Here is a 22,476-nt window from a genome sequence, read left to right as displayed (position 1 = left end):
TTTTTACTGTGTTATAGTATAAATCATGCTATTTGGATTATTTCAGTATACGTGAAACTGCTACAATGCTTATACAGTCTATGTTTTAAGGATAAATATCATTAAAATGTAGTTAATAAAATTTACTAAAATTTAGTAACCACCATAAAAGCACCGGAAGAACCAGAAATGACAGCGATAAAAAATTGACTGGGTAAACCCAAAACAATTTGAGAAACTAGATTATGAACTCTTTCTATATCATCAATGCGGCTAACAACTTCCCCACTGCGACGGGCTTCAAAGTAAGATAAGGGTAAGCGGAGGAGTTTATACCCGTAATCTAAAATTAATCCTAACTCTAGCCTTTGAGCATATTGTCCTACCAAGTGAGATTGAACAATACCAATAGCAGCTTGAAAAATATTTAAGGTAATAACCGCAATGGCTACGGTAGTTAATAGCTGTATATCTCCCCTCACCAAAACATCATCTGTAAGGAGCTGCATCATTAAAGGATAAGCCAGAGAAAGAAGTCCAACTACAATATTGATTGCGATCGCTTCTGCAAGGATTTTGCTATAGGGTAAAACTCTTTTGAGGAAACGTCCAAAGCCGTCTATTTTATCCGACTCCTGTTGATAAAAACGAGTTTCATCTGGAGTTAATAACAGCATGACACCATTCGCCCATCCCTCTAATAACTCTTGATGGTTGAGCTTGCGAATACCTACTGCTGGGTCGGCAATAACATATTTCCGATCTTTTTGTGCGTACAATACAACCCAGTGATATCCTTTCCAGTGAATGATGGCAGGCAGAGAAATTCTATCCAAGCTTTCTATTAATTCGGGAGTTGCTCTGACTGGACGGGCATTAAAACCCAAGTTTTCTGCTCCTCGTCTTAAACTAAGTACAGCTTTGCATTAATTCGTAGCGAATTTCTCCATCATCTGGGCTACTGTATATGACCATTTGATTGGTTGGGCTGAATCATTGTGACGGACGATGAAATCAGTTATACGTTGCTGTAAGGTCTTGAGGTCAGGAAAATCATTTGGAGTCAGTAATTTACGTTGTAAAATGCTGAACCAAATTTCAATTTGATCTAACCATGAAGCATATTTTGGTAGCCAGACCACTTCCACCGTAAAATTCCAACCGTCTTCTTTTTGCTTCTGATTCAACCAAGCCTGTAATTGTTTTGGGGCATGGGTAGAGCCGTTGTCAAGGATTAAATAAATATGGCGCATACCCCGACGAATGGCTTCTGGTATCAATACTTCTAAAAGAAATCCTTGAAAATCAAGGAATGTTTTTGTTGGGCGACAACAACCATAAATCAGACCATCAGCAACGCTCAAAGCCGCAAAAAGATGTGTTGCTCCTTTTCGGGCATATCTGGCTGCAAAGTGAACTGGTTGTTTGACACCTGCCCCAATATTTGGATGTAAGCCGGATCGTGCTTGGATGGAAGTTTTTTCATCCACACATACCACCCAGAATCCAGCTTTAATCAAAAATTTTGCCTGAGCATACAGTTTAAGTACAGGGGTTGCTTTTGCAACAAAATTATCATCAATCCGATGCATCCAAGTATGAAACCGCCAAGGTTTTATCCGCTCAGATTTTAGCCATCGCCAGACTGTTGAAGTCGCTATGGATACTACAATGCCTAGCGTGACTAGATGTGCTGCAATATCGCTACAACTCCACCTCGCCAAGGGAAGATCAAAATCCGTTGGGTTGCTGCAAGCGATGCCTGCGGCAACGCGAAGCGCGAACGCAGTAACTTTTGCTCGTATAATTGCTTCAAATATCCGAGGACGACCTGGACGGGGTGCTTCTTCTAGACTACGAGTTTGACACCAACGTTTGCGCCATTTCCGAACAAGGGCTTGTGAACAGCCGATATTTTGAGCAATTTGAGCATCTGTCCAATCTGAATTTTCAGCAGTTGTAAGTATTATTTTGGCTCGTTTGCCTTTGCTTTGCCCTGTTTTTCGGGCATTCGCTTGCTGCTGCAACAGTTCTTTTTCCTCTTCTGTTAGCTGCACCTTGTAGGTTTTTTGCCGACCAGCCATAGTACCGAATGCTTGAGGGATAGTCCACGTATCCTCACCTTACCGTCAACAATTTACCCCTGTCAATTCGCTACGAATTTAAGCAAAGCTGTACTAAGCAGAGTAGTACCTTGCTTACCTGTACCTACTAATTCCCGCATTTTGTTGATGCCGAAGGTTCTACCATAGTGTTGTGCTATGGTTGCAAGGCAAGCAGCACCACAATCTTCTTCACTGTGTTGTAAAACCGCTTTCATCACAGAAAAATACCCAACTTTTTACGTTATCTTTCCCAATTGGGTTCTGAAATTAACACAACGCTTCCCCTAATTACCACTGCTATACGCACTTTCAATGCCTCCTTTCCCTCTCCCCCGCACAATTATCATTTCCAATAAGATTATTTTGGGTATTTTAACTGATTGACAAAAGGCACTTTACCTTAACCTCTCACGGATGATAGAGCAGTCACAAATGCAAAATTCTTCATCAGAAAGTCAATCAAACTCAGAATCCTTCAAAAATGCTACGAAGACGCTTTCGCTATTGGAGTAGATATTCCCAGTCTCCTTGAAAATAACAATAATATTTCAAACAAGAAAACTGTTGTTATCCTCGGACAAGATCCTTTAAGAAAAAGTAATAAAAGAGTAGAGGAAATTGGTATTGCAACACCTTATGCTTCACACTCAAAGATTTGTCGGGATAAGTTGCGTAATACAAGGCTATACTTTGATTTGATCAAAGTTTTACTAGATGCAGGATACCGAGTCTACCTCACGGACATTTTCAAAGTATGGGTCAGTGAGGCTAATTGCGATCGCGGCATTCCTCCGAATAAGAAAGATCGTACTCGCTTCATTCAAGTTCTGAAAACAGAGTTAGAAATTTTTGAACCAGTTGCGGTGATTACCTGGGGAAAAAAGCAAGTAGCGCCATTAGAAGTATAAGTTTAGAAGTAAAACACCTTGAATTTCCTCATCCGGGTGGTGCAGCAATGGGTACTTGGCATAAACTATTGGGCAAATCACCAACACGAGAAAACTGGATTAATTACTGGCAGGAAAAAGTTTTTGCCTACTTATCAGGGTTGTAGACAAGGTTAGTTGCCAGTGCGTTGGTGCAACCCGCCGTAGGCATCGCTCTTCCTGTACGCTACGTTAACGAAACATAACGCACCATTTTTATGAGAGTAATACCTACGGCAAATGGAGCGATCGCTTTATTCAGGACAGGTATGACTTTGCTATATTAGATAGTGCCTCACCAATAATCACTCGTAAATAACTTGTAAAATTTAAACAGCAAAAAATCCCTCCATTCTTATGAGTGAAAAACTTCAGACCGAAAAAGACAAGCTACAGACAAGCACTAGTATAGAAATAAATCAAGAAACAGAAAACGAAAAAGTTTTATGTTCTCATTGCCAGCGTACTTCTACAAACGGTATTAAATGTAAAGGTATTTGTGTGGCTGACAATGAATATTAAGTACAACTTATATTGATTTTTCCTACACTCTATTATGATTAATATCAATTCTAATCCTAAACAAAAACTGAAAAATAAAATTAATAGTCAAATTACAGATCATCCTTTTACAGATTATTGGGATATTTTTATTCTTAAACATCAACATCCAATTAATATTACTTTACACATTCTGGGAATATTATTTTTTTACAGTTTACTTTTTTATACTTGGAAGTTGCAAAACTTTTGGTTGATCTTGGGCTTACCGTTAACTCAATTGGTGGGATTAACCGGACATTTTTTATTTGAGCGTAGTCATATTGATTTACAAGATGCTGTTTTTTCTTGGCGGGCTTCTTATTGTTTAGGTAAAATGTTATTTAGAATTTTGACAGGTAAATATCGAGATGATATTCGCCAACGACAAGAAATATTAAATAATTATCTATCAAACAATTATGCAAATATTCAATAATTGGAATGTAATTGCTAAGGGTTGGTATATTGCCTGCTCTATTCATGAAATCCCTAAAAAAACAGCAAAATCGATAGATGTGTGTGGTCATAAAATTGCCATTTTTAGAGGTGAAGATGGGCAAGTACACGCTTTAGATGCTTACTGTCCTCATTTGGGAACAGATTTAGGAATTGGGAAGGTTGATGGTAATTGGATTCGTTGTGCATTCCATCATTGGGCATTTGATGAAACAGGGCTTTGTCAAAATATTCCCTGTCAATCAGAAATTCCTACTCAAGCTAAATTACAAGCTTATGCAACAGAAGAAAAGTATGGATTTATCTGGATTTATCCAGATGCTAAAGCACCAGAAGGAGTGGCTGATTTTGATGACTTGAAGGGAAAAGAAATTGTTGCACAAGCTGATATTGCATTTGAAAGAAGTTGTCATCACCATATTTGTATGATGAATGGGATTGATGCTCAACATTTAAAAACAATTCATCATTTAGATATCAAAATGGATCTATCGCTACATCGCAGCGAATTAGGCTCACAAATTGACTTTACAATGCGGGGACAATTCCCTCAAACTACTTGGAGAGAAAAGTTAGGTCAAAGATTTCTTGGTTCTACATATCAGTATTCAATGCGTTATGCTCATGGTTGCATTGGTTTGTTAACAATGATGAAGGATGTCAGGCTTTTTCCGCCACTGTTTATGATATATGCTTATACTCCCATTGCATCGGAAAGAACGAGAATTCAACCGATTTATGTGACTGAAAAACGTAAAGGTATTGTGGGATATTTGCTGAGTCAGTTTTTGCTATTCTGTACTCGCTTGGCTTACTATATGCTCAGAGATGAGGATGGCAAAATTTACGACAATATTCGTTTTAATCCGAAGTTGCTCCTTAGTATTGATCGGCCATTAGCTGAATATATGGAGTATGTAAATCAGCTAAAACCGTCTCGATGGTCAAAAAATAGGGGTGTAGAATAGTACATTGGGTTCGCGATCGCGTAACCTAACAAAAGGTTTGGTAATGTTGCATTTTGTTTCTCAATCTAAATACATCTTAATTATTTTGTAGAGTAGGCGATTTCCATCAACCCTTATTGAGAAGGTGCAAGATCTGAATACGTAATTGTAGCGTAAATAACCATTCTGGAATCTGTCACATTACACCGTAAATTTACCATAATGGTCGATAAAGTTTTAATTAAATATAATACAAATCGAGTTTAGGTAATTTACGAATAATGAAAAGTTTGCTGATTCCTGTTGAAAATTTGCAACAAAGCGATCGCATCGCCATGTATGCGTTGCTGCGAAATCACTTCCAAGGTATAACCTGGGATGGGTTTCAAATTGATCTAGAGCGCAAAAACTGGGTTTTGTTGTTGAGAGATGAAACATCCAACGCACTCAAAGGATTTTCAAGTTTGATGTTATGCCAAAAGACTTTTTTGGGAGAAAAAATTAGTGTGGTGTATTCCGGCGACACTATTGTTGATCCTAGTGCTTGGTCAAGTACAACACTACCACGAAGTTGGATTGCTGCCATCAATTTTCTGCGTCAAAATTATGCAGAAAATAAACTTTACTGGCTGCTAATTTGCTCTGGTTTTCGCACTTATCGTTTTCTACCCACTTTTTGGCAAGATTTCTACCCGCGTTATGATGTTACAACACCTGCCGATGTTAAGCATCTAATGGGTAATTTGGCACAGGAATATTATGGTAGCTTATATCAAGAAGCAACTGGTATTGTCCGGTTTCCGCATCCCCAAATTTTACGGGAAGGGTTGATTGAAATTCCATCTGGACGACAAACTAATCCCCATATCCAGTTTTTCGAGGAAAAAAATCCTGACTATCGGTTAGGTGATGAATTGGTTTGTTTAACTGAAATTAATTATGACAATCTCACTCGTTCTGGGCAACGAATGTGGAAGTCAGAATCATCATTAAATTTTGTGCAAGATTGTGTTCTTGTTTAACTTGTATGCCATCTACCAACCCAGACTTAAACTTTAATAATCCAACACAATTTATAGAGGGATGGTACTGGACATTACCATCAAAAAAATTAAAGCTTGGCCAGGTAAAAGCTATAACTTTGCTAGGTAGAAATCTGGCAATTTATCGGGGAGTTAGCGATCGGGTAGTAGCTATAGATGCTTATTGTCCACACATGGGCGCACATTTGGCAGAAGGTAAGGTAGAAGGTGATGGAATTCGTTGCTTTTTTCATAATTGGAAGTATGACAGTTGCGGAATTTGTGTAGATGTTCCTTCTCTCGGAAAACCGCTACCTGTGTGTATTAAAACTTGGCATACGGCAGAAAAGTACGGCATGATTTGGGTTTGGGTAGGAGAAGAAAAGCCAAGTTCGCTGCCTTTTGTACCAGAATTAGAACAGGCAGATTGTGATTATATATTGGGGACTCGATTTGTCAAAAACTGTCATCCCAATGTCTTACTAATTAATGCGATTGATGCTCACCACTTCAATACAGTACATAATCTGCCTTTAGAAATTGTTTTTGATTCTCAAAACCTCAACCCTAACGCTATTGTCTTCAGCAACACTACACGCGGAGGGGACGATTCTTGGTTAATTCGCCTAATTCGTCCTCTATATCGCAACGAAGTTACTTATAGTATGTGTTACTGGTATGGCAGCACTGGCACTGTGACGCTAGGCCCGGATTTTCTGCACTTCTACATTATATTTACACTGCGAATGATAGAAGGTGGCAAAACTGAAGGGCAAACAATTCTTGTCACTCCCAAGCGTCCGGGATTTTGGGGATGGGTTTTAAATCGTGGTTTGTTATGGTTAACTCAGCAGGTTGGTAATTACTTTGCTAAAGGGGATACACAGGTATTTCAAACAATTCAGTTTGATTTAAAGACTCCTACTAAAGCAGATCAATCTATTCTGGAATTTATTCAGCACGTTAATCAACAAAAAGCTTTAAGCTGGGGAAAGTGGGAAACTGTTAATTATCCAGATATTGAAACCCTATCAATACTTAATACTAATTCGCTATGAAGATACAGTTAATTATTAAACGAACCGCCAAGTGCGCCAAGTACGCCAAGAGAGAGAAGGAGTAATTATTAAGTGCAAACTTACGGATAATTAGTATGACCCTGAATTCACTTTAATTGAACAGTAAAAATGGATTTAAAATATAACATTGTCGGTTTTGATCTACCACACATAGATTCTGATAACCGTTTGCGACGGATATTGACGGCAGCATTACCCAATCATAATAATTATGCTAATTACCCGCAATTAAATTATTGGGATGCGGAATTTTTCAATTTACATCAAGTAAAAATTTTTCAACAATCTAATATTAATGAACAATCTACTATTCTAGAAATTGCCAACCGCAGCCTGTTAGAAGAATCATATTTTATTGAGAAAGCAGGTGTTGGTTACATGGCAAAAATGGTACTGTTAGCAGAAACAGTTGAAGAACGAATGCTTTATGGATTGTTTACGGCTGATGAAGCTACCCACCTTCATCAAATTAGCCTTTTTTTACCAGCAATGGAAGTAACTAATACGGACGATCCGTTTTTGCGCTTACTATCAGAAGTGGTTGAAAGTGCGGATAAAACAGTTTTGTTGTTTGTGCTGCAAATCGTTTTAGAAGGATGGGGTTTAAGCCATTATCGACGTTTAGCGAAGGAATGCCGCTATCCAGTTTTAGCAGAACTTTTTTCCAGTTTTTTACAATCTGAATCCCGCCATCATGCTACGGGAAGCACCTTGTTTAATCAAATTACTGTTTCAGCATTGAGTCAAACAACAATTATCGATGTATTGGCACAGTTTTTATTTATGGTACAGGTGGGGCCACAAAGCTTACTCGCAGCAATCGAACAAGTGAAAGGACATCTGACGCGATCGCAAAAAATCCAAATTTTAGAAGAACTAGATACAGAAACCCACAGTAGAACGCGATTACAAATATTGCGATCGCTCATGGGGGGAACATCAGCCCAGTCTATCCTGCAAAATTTGGAAGAACGCGGAGCCTTTGAACCACTCCCCGCCCATCAATGTGTGTAATAAATCTCAATCTTATCTCTGCGTTAAATAAAAACGGATATGGAAAAAACTATTCATCGCAAATTACAAATTAACCACACCCGCAACAAACAGCAAGATCATACTGCTTTAATGGATGAAGCTGTCACCAATTTTCGTTACGAAGATTGTCAAAACGAGTATTGGAACCCAGAGGAATTTTCTCTGCTATATGGTACACCTTTATGGGAACAGTCCAGCGAACATCAGCGTATAATTTTGAACCAACTTTACTGGGTAGCTTACTACTCACAAATTGTTTCTGCGGAAATTGCAACTATCTTTTTCAATCAAACCAGTGCAGCCGGACTTTACGCCCAAGAAGATTTTCGCTTAATCTGCGATACATTAGACTTGGAATCCGCCCAAGAGCGATCGCACATTAATGCCTTCCGCACAATTGCCAAACAGGTTGAACAGGCGTTGTTTGGGGAACTTATCTTTACCTACCCCATGCGCGGCCCCTTTACAGAAACGATGGTTTATGCTGACACCAATGCCCTAAAAACTTGGTGGAAAAAAATTCAACTTCAATACTTTGGGCTGATTTCTGCGAATAATACTTTTTTGGCTTGTCAGTACTTCACAGTTCGGGGAGTGCGGACGCTAAACGGCAAGTTAGTACAGCATAAACTCAGCAATTATTATCAAAAACATCTCCATCCTGAAGCTGCTCCCATTCCTGCTAAAGTCTCCTATTATCACTTCATGGATGAAAGTTTTCATTTCAATAGTTCAACAATTATATCTCACGATGTTATCACTTGCCTTAAGCCACCAACTGGTTTTGAGCGACTGGTTGCTAATTTAGGATTGCTGGGATGTCAGCACGATCATTTTCATTTTTCAGCTGCGATTAACGGGATTTTTTGGTACGATCCGGCGCTGTATGGCAAGATTTATCGGGTGCTGCGATCGCCCATTTTTGAGATGAGTGACAGGGATGCTAAAGAAATGATGCGGCGTTGCTTTACAGAAGAATCAGAAGGATTGCAGCGCAGTTTTTCAACTCATCAAGAGGCAATGAAATCTTATCAGGTGTATATTGAAAAGCTCGATTATCTTTGGCAACGTAATCGGGATATGTCGCTGATGGCGACTAATTCAATTTCTCGATATTTAGCAACTCAACAAATGGCTTTTAAAGGTTTTGAACAGCATTATACTGATAATTTACAGGGATTTGCTGCACAACATGAATAGACTTTTAAAAATAAGGAAAATTCAGTTTGTCTAAATTAAAAGTATAACAACTTATACTATTTGGTAAAGAGAATAGTTGGTGTATAACGATATACAAGTAATTAGGCTCAAACCTTTTTTCCTTCTGCCTACTGCTTTATCCTAACGATAAATATTCACCCCTACCTACTTATCGCTCTTCTATCACTTCCCATTTATCGAGGATAGCGTTTGTGATGAAAGTAAATGTAATCTAATATGTAGCTAATCCCTCTGTAGATCAGCAAAGCACCTGAATTTTCAGGATTTTTCTGGCAATGCTTATTCACTACTTAGGCAGATCAAAAAGTTCTTTCACTTTCCACTCCTCAGAATCGTTTTCCTATGCTCCAAAGACTATATATACACAACTTCAGATGCCTAGAAAACTTTGAACTGCCCATAAAGGGGATGCCATCTGCTCTCTTGATTGGAAAAAACGGTTCAGGTAAATCAACTACTGCTGCTGCATTAGAGGTACTTCAGAAGATTGGTCGAGGCATAAATAGAGTTGGTCAACTTGTCCAGTCAAAGGATTTCGCTCGTGGAAGGTCTGATGTTCCGATCAGGTTTGAAATAGAAGTATTAATTGAAAGTAAATTATACAAATATGCGCTTGCTTTAGAGTTGCCAGAAAGATTTAAAGAACTTCGAGTTTTTGAAGAGCAGCTGCTAGTTTCAGGAGATCCAATATACTCTCGAAAAGAAGCCAAAGTCACTCTTCACAACAGTTCACAAAATTATGAGGCTCAGTTTTTGGTTGATTGGCATCTTGTCGCCCTTCCAGTAATTCAGGAGCAATCAGAAACTGATCCACTCCGTATGTTCAAGACTTGGCTTGCTCACATGATTATTTTAGCCCCCATCCCAAGCTTGATGACAGGAGACTCCAACGGCGACACTTTGGAGCCAAAACGGGATGGTTCAAACTTTGGAGAGTGGTTTTCTGGATTATTGAGTCGATATCCTGCTGCGTACACAGAGGTTGTCCAATATCTCCGTGAAGTTATGCCTGATATTAAGGATTTTCTGAATGAACTAATCGGCAAAGACTCCAAAAGCATGATTGTTCGGTTTCAAGAAAATAATGCGAATCTGAGTGTTGACTTTGAAGCCTTATCTGACGGAGAAAAATGCTTTTTTCTTTGCTCTGTTGTCTTAGCTGCCAACGAATCATACGGCCCTCTTTTCTGCTTCTGGGATGAGCCTGACAACTATCTCGCAATATCAGAAGTTGGACATTTTCTAACATCACTACGACGCTCATTTAAGAATGTTGGTCAAATTTTGGTGACATCTCATAATCCTGAAGCAATCCGAAAATTTTCAAATGAAAATACCTTTGTACTTGATCGGAAAAGCCACTTAGAGCCAACTTTAATCAGATTGCTCAGTGATCTGTCTTTTCAAGGTGATCTTGTAGATGCCTTGATTCGTGGTGATATAGAACTATGAGTATAAATAAGCATAGACCACACATTCTTGTATTGCCTGAAGATGATGCTAATCGTCAGATTGCAAACGGATTTATTCTTAATTTAAACCTCAATAGCCGCGCTATTCAAGTTCTACCGGAGGCTGGTGGTTGGAAAAATGTTTTGGAGAAATTCACGAATGATTATGCCTCTATAATGCGACAATATCCAGACACAATGGTTGCTTTGCTGATTGATTTTGATGAGGATAAAGAGAGATTGAGTTATGTAAAGGGTCGGATTCCAGATGATGTAAAAAATAGAGTATTTGTTATTGGGGTGTTATCTGAACCAGAGAGGTTAAGGAGAGATATTAAAAAGAGTTTTGAAAAAATCGGAGAAGCTCTTGCAAAAGATTGCTCCGATGACACGAATGAATTATGGGGACACGATCTTCTCATACACAATAAGACTGAGTTAGAGCGTATGATTTCATCTGTCAAACCATTCCTGTTTAATTTGAAGTAATTTTGGTGAATGGTAGATGCTCACTTTGCGCTGCAACCGACAAAACCCAAATATCAGTAGTGATCTAAAGGGAATCTGTCACATTTAAACTTGACCGTTACACAATTACTAAAAATACTCTCAGTGAATACTTTGCAATAAATATATGTCTGACTTTTGTAAGATATCTTTTCCTGGAACTGATTACCTTCCCCTGACTCTGCAACCCCATAAAAATTTATCCGAACATCTCACGATTCAGAATTCACCTATTTTCTTTGGTTGTCGGACTGGTATTTGTGGCACTTGTCTGATTGAGGTTATTGGTGATATTCCTCCTGCTCAACCTGATGAACAGGAAATGTTGGAGACGTTAGCAGCTAATATTCCGAATATTCGGTTAGCTTGTCAGCTTGAGCTTACAGGTAATGTTCAATTTCGTAAGGTTTAGATGGTAATTAAAAAAACTAAAATATCAAGTATGGATTCGTGATAGGGACTCGCAAAAATTCGCATTATTGATATTTTTCAGTCAGATAGTTAACATAATCTACTTCAACATTTTCACTTGATATAGATACAGCAATGCAGTTCTACTCAAGACATTGCCATAATTTAAATACGATCGCTCCCACCCACCATGCAATTTGCAGATTTCTGGTATATTGTCGCACTCAGCGAACAGTTACAACCTAACCAAGTATTATCACGCACCGTTTTAGGAGAATGGTTAGCGATATTTCGCGGTGAAGATGGACAACCCGTAGCTTTGCGCGATCGCTGTTTACACCGCAATAGCCGTCTATCATCAGGTAAAATCTGTAACGGTGCTTTACAGTGTCCCTATCATGGTTGGGTATACGACGGGGTTGGGAACGTTATCGCTGTTCCAGCTGAAGGAGATGATTTTAAACCTTCCCCACAGCGTCGAGCCAAGGGTTACGCTACCAAAGAACAGGATGGCTATGTTTATGTGCGGTTAGCCGATACCCCAAAGGTTGATTTTGAACCCTTTTCTATGCCTCACTACGGACAAACAGGATGGGAGACGGTACGGGTAATTAACCGTTTTGCTAATAATGTTATTAATTGTGCAGAGAACTTTATTGATATTCCCCATACGGCTTTTGTTCATCCTGGTGTTTTCCGTACTTCCCGCCAAGAAAAGTTAGAGATGACTGTTGAACGGTGGAATGGTTCGGTTTTGGTGGAGTATCGCAACGAAAACAGTAATTTGGGATGGTACAGCCGTTTTCTGAATTTGCAGGGTGCAGAGATTAAACATAGCGATCGCTTTTATATGCCAAATATTACCTCTGTGGAGTATAATATGGCACATAATCGGCATTTGTTCATTACCAGTCAATCTATTCCAGAAACCGATAATTCAACTCTGGTTTACACCGATGTCACTTATAACTATGGTATTTGGAATAAATTAGCACGTCCCTTTGTGCGGTGGACTGCTCAACACATTATCCGCCAAGATGTGGAAATTTTGGGTATTCAGGGGGAAGCGATTGCTAAATACGGGACACAATTTTATAATACGCCTGCGGACACAATTCATATATTTGTAGAGTCAATTATAGCGGCTATATCTCGTGGAGAAGATCCGCGTTTATTGCCAAATCAATCAGTAAAAGTTACATTTTGGGTTTAAGAGGTTGTTTGAAAAGTATTTAGCTGTGATTTTAGGCATTTGTTGATCCCCCCTAACCCCCCTTAAAAAAGGGGGGAACTGGAATCAAAGTCCCCCTTTTTAAGGGGGATTTAGGGGGATCTAAAACATTTTTCTACTAAGAAAAGGACTTTTTAAACATCCTCTAAGAATAATTCGTAATTAATCCAAATCACCGTGAGCAATCAAAAGTGGAAATACAAAACTTTTCACAACTACTAATTTTTGGTTCTTTTATCGGATTAGTTGGTTGGACTATTATCAATCAGGTTGGACGAACTCAACTTCAAGCTAAAAGTCGTGAAGATTGGTTGCTAGATGGTACAGGATTAACGATTCAAGGAATTTTGATTCCCTTACTACAAGCTACTTTAGTTTATTGGATTTATCAATATTTACTACCCACTCAACAAGGATATTTAAAAGTATCAGTAGTTGCGGCTTTTCTTATCAGTTTTGTTGTAGTTGATTATTTATATTATTGGAATCATCGTTTATTACATACTAAATTGTTGTGGAAGGTTCATCAAGTCCATCATACTGTTACTCAGATGGATGTATTAGGAACTTCTCGCAATACACTTTGGACAAGTTTGTTAATTATTTATTTATGGATACACACTTTGTTTTTGTATCTGTTAACCGATCCTACAGGTTATTTACTTGGAATAAGTCTAACTTCTGCCTTAGATTTATGGCGACATAGCAGTTTGATAATTACTGAAAATAGCTGGTTTCATCAACTTTTATCTTCTTGGTTAATCTTACCACAGGATCATGCTTGGCATCATTGCCGCGAATTCCAAAATTATAACTACGGGGCTAATCTGAAAATTTGGGATAAGTTACATGGAACATATTATGAAAGCAAAAACTTGCCATCTATAATCGGAATTCCTAGCTCATTAAACTTGTTCCAAAAACTTTTATTCCCATTTTAATGACAGTTCTAAGTAAAATTTTTTCGTTTTTTCCCGCCTTTATATTATTGCTAACTGGAGCAGCAATAGTCTACCTCGCTTATTCACCCAATGTCTTCAGCATTCTGGCGGTGTTCCTTTCTATTTATGGGCTACCAGTGCTAGTTTACCGCTTGCATGAATGGGTTTATCCTGTGCGGGAGGGGATTAGTTATCTACAAGGTAAAGAATATAGTCCCTGGTGGGGTAGTCATCAAATCCAGGTAATTTATATTGCAATTCCAGCGCTAGAAGCATTGCTGCGATTGATTCCGGGGGTGTTTTCGTGTTGGTTGCGATTGTGGGGTGCTAAAGTGGGGCGAGATGTATACTGGACAACAAGATTGGAGATTGCCGATCGCAGTTTATTAGAAATTGGCGATCGCGTCGTTATCGGGCATGGTATCGGTATTTATTCTCACATCATTAAACCCCGCAAGCAAAATTTAATGCTGTATGTCAAAAAAGTCAAGATTGGCAGCAATGTTTTTGTGGGAGCTGGTTCTAATCTTGCTCCCGGTGTAGTCATTGCTGATGGTTCTTATTTACCAGCAGCTACCAAGCTTTATCCTAATCAAAAGGTGCAATAATGCATCCGATTATTAAGCTTTTTGGGCAAATCCTCGCACCAACTGCGAAGCGATTTCATCAAGCTTTGGATAACCCAGAGTTAATGCAGACATCTGTAAAAAGGCAGATTTGCGATCGCCTAATCAAAAGTGAGTATGGTAAAAGTTTGGGGATTCATTCTGTAGACGATTGGCAGCGTGTGCCAATTGTAGATTATGATGCACTCGAACCCTACTTAAATCAAAAACAGCAGCAAATTTCCCTCACACCAGAACCGATTTTGTTCTATGAAAAAACCTCTGGTAGTAGTGGGGCGGTGAAATGGATTCCTTATACTCAATCTTTGCGGCGATCGTTTAATAAAATGTTCTGTGTATGGGCGCATGATTTGATTGTACATGGCCCGAAATTTTACACAGGCAAGATTTATGCTTGTATCTCGCCGCAATTAAATGTAGCTGATAGCCAAACTTTACAGGATGATTTAGATTATTTAGATGGGTGGTTGCGTTGGTTTTTGCGTCCTTGGTTGGTGATGCCAAATAAACTTAATCGGCTGCATGACGCGAATTTGTTTAAACATCAACTGGCTTTGGCATTATTAGAGGCTGAAAAACTAGAAATTATTTCTATTTGGAGTCCTAGTTTTCTACAAGTACATTTAAAATATATTCAAGAAAATCAAGATTTATTGCGAAAAGAATTACACAATCTAATTTCACATCATCGCCTGCAACTTCTCAGCGAAAGTAATATTCCCTGGATGCAACTCTGGCCAAATTTAAAGCTAATTTCTTGCTGGGATAGCGCCAATGCAGCAGATCAAGCTCAGGGATTAAGATTAAAATTTCCAGGTGTATTAATTCAAGGTAAAGGACTACTAGCAACGGAAGCCCCAATGACGATTCCGTTGATTGTAGCTGGGGGGTGTGTGCCGGTTCTGGATGAAGTTTTTTTCGAGTTCGAGGATGATGCTGGTTCACTGCATGGTTTACATGAACTCAACATTGGCAAGGAATACACGATTATTTTATCCCAGAAAGGCGGATTGTATCGTTATCGAATTGGCGATCGCATCCGGGTTACTCATTACTATCGCCACACTCCCTGTTTAGAGTTTCTCGGACGACATCAAGCTATTAGCGATTTGGTGGGCGAAAAGTTGCAAGAAACCTTTGTAAACAATGCTCTGACTCTGTTGAACTTGCAAGAAACTAATTTTAAAAGCTTGATGCCTATTGCCGATCCTCCACACTATATTCTATTACTAGATTCGGCAAAAGAAACCCCAGAAATTATTGCGGAAAAACTGGATCTGGCTCTATCAGAATCATATCATTACCAAAGAGCTAGAACCATCGGTCAACTTGCACCACCACAGGTTTTAATCTCTAATGAAATTCCTGAAGTGTTAGTTTCCCATCGTATCCGCACTGGAAGTATTTGGGGAGGTATTAAGCATCCAATTCTGGCAACTTCACCCATTAGCACTGAATTTTTACAAGAGTTGAAGTTGGAAATTACCCAGAAATAGTTAACCCCTGGATTTTAATGATTTCCTTGCTATATTTGTTTATTTAGTAATTTTCCAACAGTGAGCGTCTGCGATCGCGCTCAACAGATTTTGGCTCAAGCACATTTGTAGGGACTACCTACCCTGTGGAACGCTTACGCGAACGCGGAACGTCCCGAAGGGATGTGATATTTTTTACTTCTATACTTTTCTCCCTCTAGGTTGCACCATCTAACTTTTTTTGCGCTATTATGATAACGATTCTCATTGTATTTTGATATGGTCAGTTCCCTAACCCAGTCCCAGGAAAACTTATGCGGATTCGTCACACCTGCGCCCATACAATGGCGATCGCAGTGCAAAAGCTATTTCTTTCTAGGGACTATAGCTATTAATAATTACTACTATAGGAATCCGCTTTGATTTTTGTATCCCTCACGGGAACGTAGCCATACTTACTTGCATAGGTAGGAAAAAGGCAAGAAGGCTTTTTAAGTTGTACGGATTTTTTTGAAAAATCAAATATGAGTCCTATAGCAGTTTTGTAATCTACAGAAAATTGAATTTATTATGACTCAACTAAGCACACTAACTTCAACCCCAAATCTTGATATTCCTAAAAAAGGAATGCCTGTTACTATTATTACAGGATTTTTAGGCAGTGGAAAAACTACACTGCTAAATCAAATCCTCAAAAACAAACAAGATTTAAAAGTTGCCATACTTGTAAATGAATTTGGTGATATTGACATAGATAGTCAATTGGTAATTTCTGTAGATCAAGATATGGTCGAACTAAGTAATGGCTGTATTTGTTGTACCATCAATGATAATTTAGTTGATGCAGTTTATCGATTTTTAGAGAGAGAAGACCGCATTGATTATTTAGTAATTGAAACAACTGGTGTTGCTGACCCTTTGCCAATTATATTGACTTTTTTGGGTACGGAATTAAGGGATTTAACAAACCTCGACTCGATTATCACTGTAGTAGATTCTGAAACCTTTGATGAAAATCATTTTGATAGTGAAGCTGCTTTAAAACAGATTACTTATGGAGATATTATTCTTCTGAATAAAACAGACCTCGTTACTCCAGAAAAACTAGAAGAAGTAGAAAATTTCATTCATGATATCAAAAATGGTGCAAAAATTCTGCACACCAAATATGGAGAAGTGGCATTACCATTAATTTTAGGTGTGGGTTTAACTCCAACAGTTCCTTATACCGCTAATGATGCGGAAGATACTCACGAGCATGGACACCATCATCATGGCCACGATCATAATCATGAACATCATCACGAACACCATTCACATCATTTAGAAAATGATGGCTTTGTTTCGATTTCCTTCCAAACTGATAGACCATTTGATGTCCATAAATTTGAGAACTTTCTTACCGAAGAAATGCCACAGAATGTATTTCGAGCTAAGGGTATTTTGTGGTTTAGTGATAGTGAATTGCGTCATATTTTTCAGATGAGTGGACTTCGCTATAGCTTACATGCTGATGAATGGCAAACTGCGCCTAAAAATCAGGCAGTTTTTATTGGTAGAAATCTGGATATTAGCCAAATCTACTCACAGCTTCACAAATGTTTGACCTAATTAATAAGCTTTAATTATTCTCTGTACAAAGCTATACGCTATTAAGTAATATTCATTTTCATGGTGGGAATTTAGTATTTCCTTACCATGAAAATGAAATTGCTCAATCGGAAGTTATTACTTTTAAGGCACTAGCAAGTTACTCGATCTGTAACGGCATGGTAACGGTGAATAGCAAGTATATTTTTAATAACTAATGCAGACATTCAAACTTCAACTCAACTGCAACAAGATGTATGGAAACAACGCAATTTAGCAACTTTCATCGATAAACCAGATGGTACAACTCGGTGGCATTGGTAAAATCAGCAATTTTCTCGCTACTATATTCAAAGTGCATTAGAATGATTATCATTAATGTTTATGTCTCTACCAATCATTACTGTTGTCGCTGGTTCGTGTGGAGCGGGAAAAACTACTTGGATTTGCCAACAGATGCGAGATATTGCTGCTGTTGACAAAATAATTTATTTCAGTCCTGGGACTGGGACTGTTCCCATTGACCAAAACCGCATAGCTACCGAATTTCCTGGTATACAAGTTTTTGGTGACGGTCAAGAAATTGAATTTTTCAACCAAATACTTAAAGCAGAGGCAGTTTACATCGAATTGGGATTTTACTTGGAGTTGGGAGCAATGCCTACGGCGATCGCAGCTAACGCACAAATATTAGATAATCTCACTTACCGTAATATTGCAGTCCTACCAGCCGACTGCAAAGATTCTGAATACCATTCTTGGGCAAACGAGATTGTCCGTGGCGCATCTACCCAAGCTAGTAACGCTGAAACTTTATGGCGGGTGGCAAGCAATGGTCAAGTCATTGACGAAAACAGCCTAGAGGAATTTTGGTACGAAATTACCCACGGTGCTTACGGTATCGTCACCCGCGCCAAAGGAATTTTTGATGTGAGCGATGGTAGGTCACTTTACTGTGATTTTGTCGCTGGTGTTCCCCAAACGGATTTTCTGGAATTAGACCTACCACGTTACTTAGAGGGTAGACCCCATCGTTTCAGTGGCTTAGAAGTGGTGGGGGACAACTTAGATGAAGCAACTTTAAAGCAAACCTTATCAGATTGCTGTTTATCTGATGAATTGATTTTGCAATATCAACAACAGGTGAAAGAGATTCTACTAGAAGGAGAACGAGTGTGAAAATAGCCGTTATGTCATGTATTCATGGCAATTACGAAGCCTTGGATGCTGTATTACTAGATATTGACCAGCACTCATGCGAAAAAATCTTTTGTGTAGGCGATTTAGTAGGATATGGGCCGCATCCCAACGCAGTAGTTGCCCAAATTCGTGCTTTAGATATTCCCACCTGCGCCGGCTGTTGGGATGAAGATATTGTGGAAGGTTTGAACGCTTGTGATTGCAGCTATCCCTCATTATTGGCAGAAAAAAGAGGAATACAGGCTGATAAGTGGACTAATAAGGAAATAAACCCAGAAAATCGTGAATTTTTAGCTAATTTACCCCACAGTTTCAAAGAGGGAAATTTGGCTTTTGTTCACGGTAGCCCTCATAGCAACCATGAATATTTACTACCTCAACTCGACGCTTTTGTAGCACTAGAGCGAGTAATTTCCACAGATTCAGACGTGCTTTTTTGTGGACATACTCATGTGCCTTATGTCCGGACTCTTGATGCAGTTCAACTACAAGTTCGTGTTGCCAAAGGACAGAAGGCACAGGAACTTAGTTTTACATCCCCTCTAAAGCGGATTGTGAATGTAGGTTCTGTGGGAGAACCCCGACATGGACGACCGAACGCTACTTATGTGATTTACGACACGGATATTCAAGAAGTCAAACTGCGTGAAGTACCTTACGACTACCAGAAAACCTGTGCGGCGATTATTGAGAAAGGTTTGCCTGCAATTTTTGCTTGGCGTTTAGCGCATGGATTGGAGTATGCAGAAAGGGCAGATGACCCGACTCATGTGTGTACAAGGTAATAGGGTATGGAGATATCTAAGTAGTAATAACCAATCTAAAATCTAAAATTTGTATGTGGGCGATTTTAAGCGGAATTGAAGGTAATTTAGCAGCTTATGAAGCTGTGCTGGCAGATATTAAGCATCAACGTAATAACGTAGAAATTTTGTATATTTTAGGCGATTTGGTGGGGCCAAGACCAGAAGCCGAGAAGTTGGTAGAACGAGTACTTAACCCATCTCGTCGAGAATTAGAACCCCTAATTTGTAAAGGTTGGTGGGAAGAACAGTGTTTGATTTTGCATGGTTTAGGCCCCACTGGAGACGCTCCTGAATTAATTGCAAAATATGGGGGCGACACTGTTCAAATGTTATGGGAGTGTGTTTCCCGTAAAACAGTACAATGGTTGCGATCGCTAGACTTTGGTTTTTTTGAATTAGATTGTTTGTTAATTCACGGTTCAACGGTAGGTGTGGGCGAGGAATTAACCCCAGAAACTCCCCCAATCCAAATGCTTGATAGACTGTCGCGGATGCAAGCGAACAATCTATTCTGCGGTCGTTCTGGTTTAACTTTTCAGTATCAACTGCAAGCCGGTTCCATCACCACTAGACTAACTACTCTTGATAACCAAACGCCTCCACAGACTGTTACCGTTACACCACGTCAGGTAATTGGGGTGGGGAATGTGGGACGCACATCAGGTCAAGCTACTTATACTCTCTACGATCCTGGCACAAATCAAGTGGAATTTAAGACAGTATATTACGGCAACAGTAAAGGATTTCAAACCCAGCACAAGTCTTTGAAGAAGAATTCAGAAGTCAAAATTTAAGAGCAAAGCCGGAGACGCTCTGCCTCCGGCCAGAATCAAAACGTTAGCCAGTGCGTGAGCCTCTATAAGACAAGCAATTTGAAAATTTGGTGGTCTTAAAAACGTTTATTTACCTGCCAGTCGTATAGAATTCATTCTTGAATTGTGTTTCGATAAAATCCAAATCTGGGGTTTAAGCTTTCAGAAATCCCAGCAAGCAGTTCAATATTAGAGACGCAAAATGGCACTGGGTCTTGCAGCTATAAGGCGATCGCTAGATGCCATATTGATATACACGGAGACAAAAAAGTGCAAATTACTAAGCGCAACGTTGAGTTAAGAGTCGATGGCAGTTTAATGCGTGTTTATGTTGCGGCTCCTAAAGCAGCAGGAAAATACCCTGGTATTGTCTTCTACAGTGATATTTATCAGCTAGGCGATCCAATGATTCGTCTAGCGAACTACTTAGCAGGATATGGCTATGTAGTAGCAGCACCAGAAATTTTTCACCGAATAGAGCCAGTTGGTTTAGTAATAGAGCCAGACGATCTGGGAAGGATGCGGGGTAATGACGATGCGCGTCGAACCTCCGTAGCTGATTATGATGCCGATTGCCTTGCTGTGATTGAATTTCTAAAAGGAGAGAGTGCAGTTTCTCCAAATCAAATAGGCACTCTCGGCTTTTGTATTGGTGGACATTTAGCATTCCGCGCAGCATTTCAAAGCGAAATTCGGGCTTGTGTCTGCTGTTACCCGACTGGTATTCCCAGTGGTAAGCTGGGTAAAGAGGTAGCCGATACAATCCAGAGAGTAAGTGAAATCAAAGGCGAGATGCTAATGGTGTTCGGTACTCTTGACCCTCATATACCAGATAGCGATCGCCAAATCATAATCAAAGCAATTGAGAATGCTAACATCCCTCACCAAGTTTTCTTCTATGAAGCAGAACATACATTCATGCGCGACGACGGTTATCGTTATGATTCTAGTGCTACCACCGCAGCTTGGTCTGAAATAATAACTTTCTTAGGGCGCATATTCGCAAACTGAAAACTCCTATTATTGCTTTTTTCACGTCAATTTTGAGTTGTCTGCAAAGCTAATAAACCAGCACCGTAAGCAGGCTCGTACCTCGGAAAAATTACCTTTACATTAGGAAACTTCTTAAGAAGAGACGCTGCAAATCTTTCATGAATCTTGCATCTACCGCGCCACACACTTCCCGTTGTGACTACTTCTAAAACTGAGTCAGCACTAAAAATCGCATCAATTACTGTAGATGTAGCTTTTACTAACTCTTTTACAGCATCATCAATTATGATATTTGCTACTATATCACCTGACGCTGCTGCAAAATCTACAACTGGTGCTAAAGCAGCTATCTGTTTGACTCCCCATTCTCGGCGATATACTACTTCTATTAAATCTTCTATACTTTCTAAATCAAGATGCTGTTTGAAACCCTCTATCAAACTCGTTGATATTTCTCGCCCATCATAAGATTTTAATGCTGCATTCATGCCTGCGATCGCAATTTTATAGGCGCTACCTTCATCTCCTAAAATATAACCCCAGCCACCGACCCGTTTCGTATGTCCTTCATGATTTCGTCCGAAAACTATCGAACCAGTACCTACTGCAACCACAATTCCTACAGGCTGGCCAATTCCACCAACTAAAGCAATTAAAGCATCATTACAAATTACAATATTCTCTGGTTGTAATGCCCAAATTACAGGCAGAGATTTGTGATTTTGTAACTCTTCAACTAAACCTTTTACTACTTCAATATCTGCTGCACGACCGACACCCGCTAAACCCAGGCATATCGCGTCAATCTTCAGGGTATTTATAATTGTTGCTGCCTCAACAGCATTCTTAATTGCTGATTTGATAGATTTTAAAGTTGCTTCAATACCTATACTTTGATAATTAGATGGGCCTGCTTCACCGTAACCTAGCACTTGACGCAAATCATCCATCAAGACACAAACAGTCTTGCTACCACCGCCATCTACCCCCAAAACATAAGTCATATAGCAGTCCTAAATCATCTTTTAAAATCTCCATTTCTTATCTCTCTGTGTTCTCTGCGCCTCTGTGGTTCGATTAAAATTCTATTTTTCATAACTCATTTAAGATTGCTATAGAT

At 39.2% G+C, this 22,476-nt stretch carries 23 protein-coding genes and 1 pseudogene; 20 read left to right on the top strand and 4 right to left on the bottom strand.

The window, feature by feature from the left end; genetic code table 11:
* Positions 1 to 125 precede the first annotated feature (125 nt).
* The 3 genes and pseudogenes from GJB62_RS15060 to GJB62_RS15050 form a co-directional block, all read right to left on the bottom strand.
* Positions 126 to 866, bottom strand: a complete 741-nt coding sequence (locus tag GJB62_RS15060) for a cysteine peptidase family C39 domain-containing protein (protein ID WP_114081519.1) — start codon at positions 864 to 866, stop codon at positions 126 to 128.
* A gap of 39 nt (positions 867 to 905) precedes the next feature.
* Complete coding sequence (locus GJB62_RS15055; RefSeq protein WP_114081617.1) at positions 906 to 2,063, bottom strand: IS630 family transposase; 1,158 nt, start codon at positions 2,061 to 2,063, stop codon at positions 906 to 908.
* A 95-nt stretch (positions 2,064 to 2,158) separates the two neighbouring features.
* Positions 2,159 to 2,299: pseudogene (locus GJB62_RS15050) on the bottom strand (cysteine peptidase family C39 domain-containing protein); the annotation flags it as partial.
* 480 nt (positions 2,300 to 2,779) lie between these two features.
* Between GJB62_RS15050 and GJB62_RS37030 the strand changes: the two are divergent.
* From GJB62_RS37030 to GJB62_RS14950, 20 genes are all read left to right on the top strand, one after another.
* Complete coding sequence (locus GJB62_RS37030; protein WP_181852955.1) at positions 2,780 to 2,992, top strand: hypothetical protein; 213 nt, start codon at positions 2,780 to 2,782, stop codon at positions 2,990 to 2,992.
* A 574-nt stretch (positions 2,993 to 3,566) separates the two neighbouring features.
* The gene (locus tag GJB62_RS15040) at positions 3,567 to 3,989 is read left to right on the top strand and encodes an Mpo1-like protein (RefSeq protein WP_114086023.1); all 423 of its coding nucleotides are present in this window, start codon (positions 3,567 to 3,569) and stop codon (positions 3,987 to 3,989) included.
* Complete coding sequence (locus GJB62_RS15035) at positions 3,973 to 4,977, top strand: aromatic ring-hydroxylating dioxygenase subunit alpha (protein ID WP_114086024.1); 1,005 nt, start codon at positions 3,973 to 3,975, stop codon at positions 4,975 to 4,977. The genes GJB62_RS15040 and GJB62_RS15035 overlap by 17 nt, the downstream gene beginning before the upstream one ends.
* Before the next feature lie 260 nt (positions 4,978 to 5,237).
* Positions 5,238 to 5,978 (top strand): hypothetical protein, encoded by a 741-nt coding sequence (locus GJB62_RS15030; RefSeq protein ID WP_114086025.1) that lies wholly within the window; start codon positions 5,238 to 5,240, stop codon positions 5,976 to 5,978.
* Positions 5,979 to 5,983: 5 nt separating this feature from the next.
* Positions 5,984 to 7,036 carry an aromatic ring-hydroxylating dioxygenase subunit alpha gene (locus GJB62_RS15025; RefSeq protein ID WP_114086026.1) on the top strand — a complete coding sequence of 351 codons (1,053 nt, stop codon included), beginning with the start codon at positions 5,984 to 5,986 and terminating at the stop codon, positions 7,034 to 7,036.
* A 129-nt stretch (positions 7,037 to 7,165) separates the two neighbouring features.
* Positions 7,166 to 8,071, top strand: a complete 906-nt coding sequence (locus GJB62_RS15020; protein WP_114086027.1) for a ferritin-like domain-containing protein — start codon at positions 7,166 to 7,168, stop codon at positions 8,069 to 8,071.
* A 39-nt stretch (positions 8,072 to 8,110) separates the two neighbouring features.
* Positions 8,111 to 9,292 carry a P-aminobenzoate N-oxygenase AurF gene (locus tag GJB62_RS15015; RefSeq protein WP_114086028.1) on the top strand — a complete coding sequence of 394 codons (1,182 nt, stop codon included), beginning with the start codon at positions 8,111 to 8,113 and terminating at the stop codon, positions 9,290 to 9,292.
* A gap of 363 nt (positions 9,293 to 9,655) precedes the next feature.
* Positions 9,656 to 10,765 (top strand): AAA family ATPase, encoded by a 1,110-nt coding sequence (locus tag GJB62_RS15010; RefSeq protein WP_114086029.1) that lies wholly within the window; start codon positions 9,656 to 9,658, stop codon positions 10,763 to 10,765.
* On the top strand, positions 10,762 to 11,253 hold the full coding sequence (locus GJB62_RS15005) for a hypothetical protein (RefSeq protein ID WP_114086030.1): 492 nt from the start codon (positions 10,762 to 10,764) through the stop codon (positions 11,251 to 11,253). The genes GJB62_RS15010 and GJB62_RS15005 overlap by 4 nt, the downstream gene beginning before the upstream one ends.
* 145 nt (positions 11,254 to 11,398) lie before the next feature.
* Positions 11,399 to 11,683 (top strand): 2Fe-2S iron-sulfur cluster-binding protein, encoded by a 285-nt coding sequence (locus GJB62_RS15000; RefSeq protein WP_114086031.1) that lies wholly within the window; start codon positions 11,399 to 11,401, stop codon positions 11,681 to 11,683.
* 189 nt (positions 11,684 to 11,872) lie between these two features.
* Positions 11,873 to 12,895 carry an aromatic ring-hydroxylating dioxygenase subunit alpha gene (locus tag GJB62_RS14995; RefSeq protein ID WP_114086032.1) on the top strand — a complete coding sequence of 341 codons (1,023 nt, stop codon included), beginning with the start codon at positions 11,873 to 11,875 and terminating at the stop codon, positions 12,893 to 12,895.
* 209 nt (positions 12,896 to 13,104) lie between these two features.
* A complete protein-coding gene (locus GJB62_RS14990) occupies positions 13,105 to 13,854 on the top strand; it encodes a sterol desaturase family protein (RefSeq protein WP_114086033.1) in 750 nt (249 codons plus the stop codon).
* Positions 13,854 to 14,462, top strand: coding sequence for an acyl transferase (locus GJB62_RS14985; RefSeq protein ID WP_114086034.1), 609 nt, complete (start codon positions 13,854 to 13,856; stop codon positions 14,460 to 14,462). The genes GJB62_RS14990 and GJB62_RS14985 overlap by 1 nt, the downstream gene beginning before the upstream one ends.
* A complete protein-coding gene (locus GJB62_RS14980; RefSeq protein ID WP_114086035.1) occupies positions 14,462 to 15,976 on the top strand; it encodes a GH3 auxin-responsive promoter family protein in 1,515 nt (504 codons plus the stop codon). Before GJB62_RS14985 ends, GJB62_RS14980 begins: the two co-directional genes overlap by 1 nt.
* Positions 15,977 to 16,525: 549 nt before the next feature.
* A complete protein-coding gene (locus tag GJB62_RS14975) occupies positions 16,526 to 17,566 on the top strand; it encodes a GTP-binding protein (RefSeq protein ID WP_114086036.1) in 1,041 nt (346 codons plus the stop codon).
* Positions 17,567 to 17,616: 50 nt separating this feature from the next.
* Complete coding sequence (locus GJB62_RS14970; RefSeq protein WP_114086155.1) at positions 17,617 to 17,763, top strand: hypothetical protein; 147 nt, start codon at positions 17,617 to 17,619, stop codon at positions 17,761 to 17,763.
* Positions 17,764 to 17,929: 166 nt separating this feature from the next.
* Entirely contained in the window at positions 17,930 to 18,724 is a 795-nt protein-coding gene (locus GJB62_RS14965) for a GTP-binding protein (RefSeq protein WP_114086037.1), read from the top strand.
* Positions 18,721 to 19,530 (top strand): metallophosphoesterase family protein, encoded by an 810-nt coding sequence (locus GJB62_RS14960; protein ID WP_114086038.1) that lies wholly within the window; start codon positions 18,721 to 18,723, stop codon positions 19,528 to 19,530. Before GJB62_RS14965 ends, GJB62_RS14960 begins: the two co-directional genes overlap by 4 nt.
* 47 nt (positions 19,531 to 19,577) lie before the next feature.
* Positions 19,578 to 20,345 carry a metallophosphatase gene (locus GJB62_RS14955; RefSeq protein WP_114086039.1) on the top strand — a complete coding sequence of 256 codons (768 nt, stop codon included), beginning with the start codon at positions 19,578 to 19,580 and terminating at the stop codon, positions 20,343 to 20,345.
* 288 nt (positions 20,346 to 20,633) lie between these two features.
* Complete coding sequence (locus GJB62_RS14950; protein ID WP_114086040.1) at positions 20,634 to 21,374, top strand: dienelactone hydrolase family protein; 741 nt, start codon at positions 20,634 to 20,636, stop codon at positions 21,372 to 21,374.
* Between the two features lie 26 nt (positions 21,375 to 21,400).
* On the opposite strand, the gene GJB62_RS14945 is transcribed toward GJB62_RS14950, so the two are convergent.
* A complete protein-coding gene (locus tag GJB62_RS14945; RefSeq protein ID WP_114086041.1) occupies positions 21,401 to 22,360 on the bottom strand; it encodes a BadF/BadG/BcrA/BcrD ATPase family protein in 960 nt (319 codons plus the stop codon).
* Positions 22,361 to 22,476 lie beyond the last annotated feature (116 nt).

This window comes from Nostoc sp. ATCC 53789 (assembly GCF_009873495.1).
GTDB lineage: Bacteria > Cyanobacteriota > Cyanobacteriia > Cyanobacteriales > Nostocaceae > Nostoc > Nostoc muscorum_A.
This window is presented reverse-complemented; position numbering and strand designations above follow the sequence as displayed.

What these genes read in the sequence shown, in the direction of transcription:
- GJB62_RS14975 (WP_114086036.1), top strand. Translation starts at nt 16,526, where the DNA reads ATGACTCAACTAAGCACACTAACTTCAACCCCAAATCTTGATATTCCT.
- GJB62_RS15035 (WP_114086024.1), top strand. Translation starts at nt 3,973, where the DNA reads ATGCAAATATTCAATAATTGGAATGTAATTGCTAAGGGTTGGTATATT.
- GJB62_RS15000 (WP_114086031.1), top strand. Translation starts at nt 11,399, where the DNA reads ATGTCTGACTTTTGTAAGATATCTTTTCCTGGAACTGATTACCTTCCC.
- GJB62_RS14995 (WP_114086032.1), top strand. Translation starts at nt 11,873, where the DNA reads ATGCAATTTGCAGATTTCTGGTATATTGTCGCACTCAGCGAACAGTTA.
- GJB62_RS15030 (WP_114086025.1), top strand. Translation starts at nt 5,238, where the DNA reads ATGAAAAGTTTGCTGATTCCTGTTGAAAATTTGCAACAAAGCGATCGC.
- GJB62_RS15005 (WP_114086030.1), top strand. Translation starts at nt 10,762, where the DNA reads ATGAGTATAAATAAGCATAGACCACACATTCTTGTATTGCCTGAAGAT.
- GJB62_RS15015 (WP_114086028.1), top strand. Translation starts at nt 8,111, where the DNA reads ATGGAAAAAACTATTCATCGCAAATTACAAATTAACCACACCCGCAAC.
- GJB62_RS14980 (WP_114086035.1), top strand. Translation starts at nt 14,462, where the DNA reads ATGCATCCGATTATTAAGCTTTTTGGGCAAATCCTCGCACCAACTGCG.
- GJB62_RS14985 (WP_114086034.1), top strand. Translation starts at nt 13,854, where the DNA reads ATGACAGTTCTAAGTAAAATTTTTTCGTTTTTTCCCGCCTTTATATTA.
- GJB62_RS15025 (WP_114086026.1), top strand. Translation starts at nt 5,984, where the DNA reads ATGCCATCTACCAACCCAGACTTAAACTTTAATAATCCAACACAATTT.
- GJB62_RS14965 (WP_114086037.1), top strand. Translation starts at nt 17,930, where the DNA reads ATGTCTCTACCAATCATTACTGTTGTCGCTGGTTCGTGTGGAGCGGGA.
- GJB62_RS15055 (WP_114081617.1), bottom strand. Translation starts at nt 2,063, where the DNA reads ATGGCTGGTCGGCAAAAAACCTACAAGGTGCAGCTAACAGAAGAGGAA.
- GJB62_RS15020 (WP_114086027.1), top strand. Translation starts at nt 7,166, where the DNA reads ATGGATTTAAAATATAACATTGTCGGTTTTGATCTACCACACATAGAT.
- GJB62_RS14945 (WP_114086041.1), bottom strand. Translation starts at nt 22,360, where the DNA reads ATGACTTATGTTTTGGGGGTAGATGGCGGTGGTAGCAAGACTGTTTGT.
- GJB62_RS15040 (WP_114086023.1), top strand. Translation starts at nt 3,567, where the DNA reads ATGATTAATATCAATTCTAATCCTAAACAAAAACTGAAAAATAAAATT.
- GJB62_RS15010 (WP_114086029.1), top strand. Translation starts at nt 9,656, where the DNA reads ATGCTCCAAAGACTATATATACACAACTTCAGATGCCTAGAAAACTTT.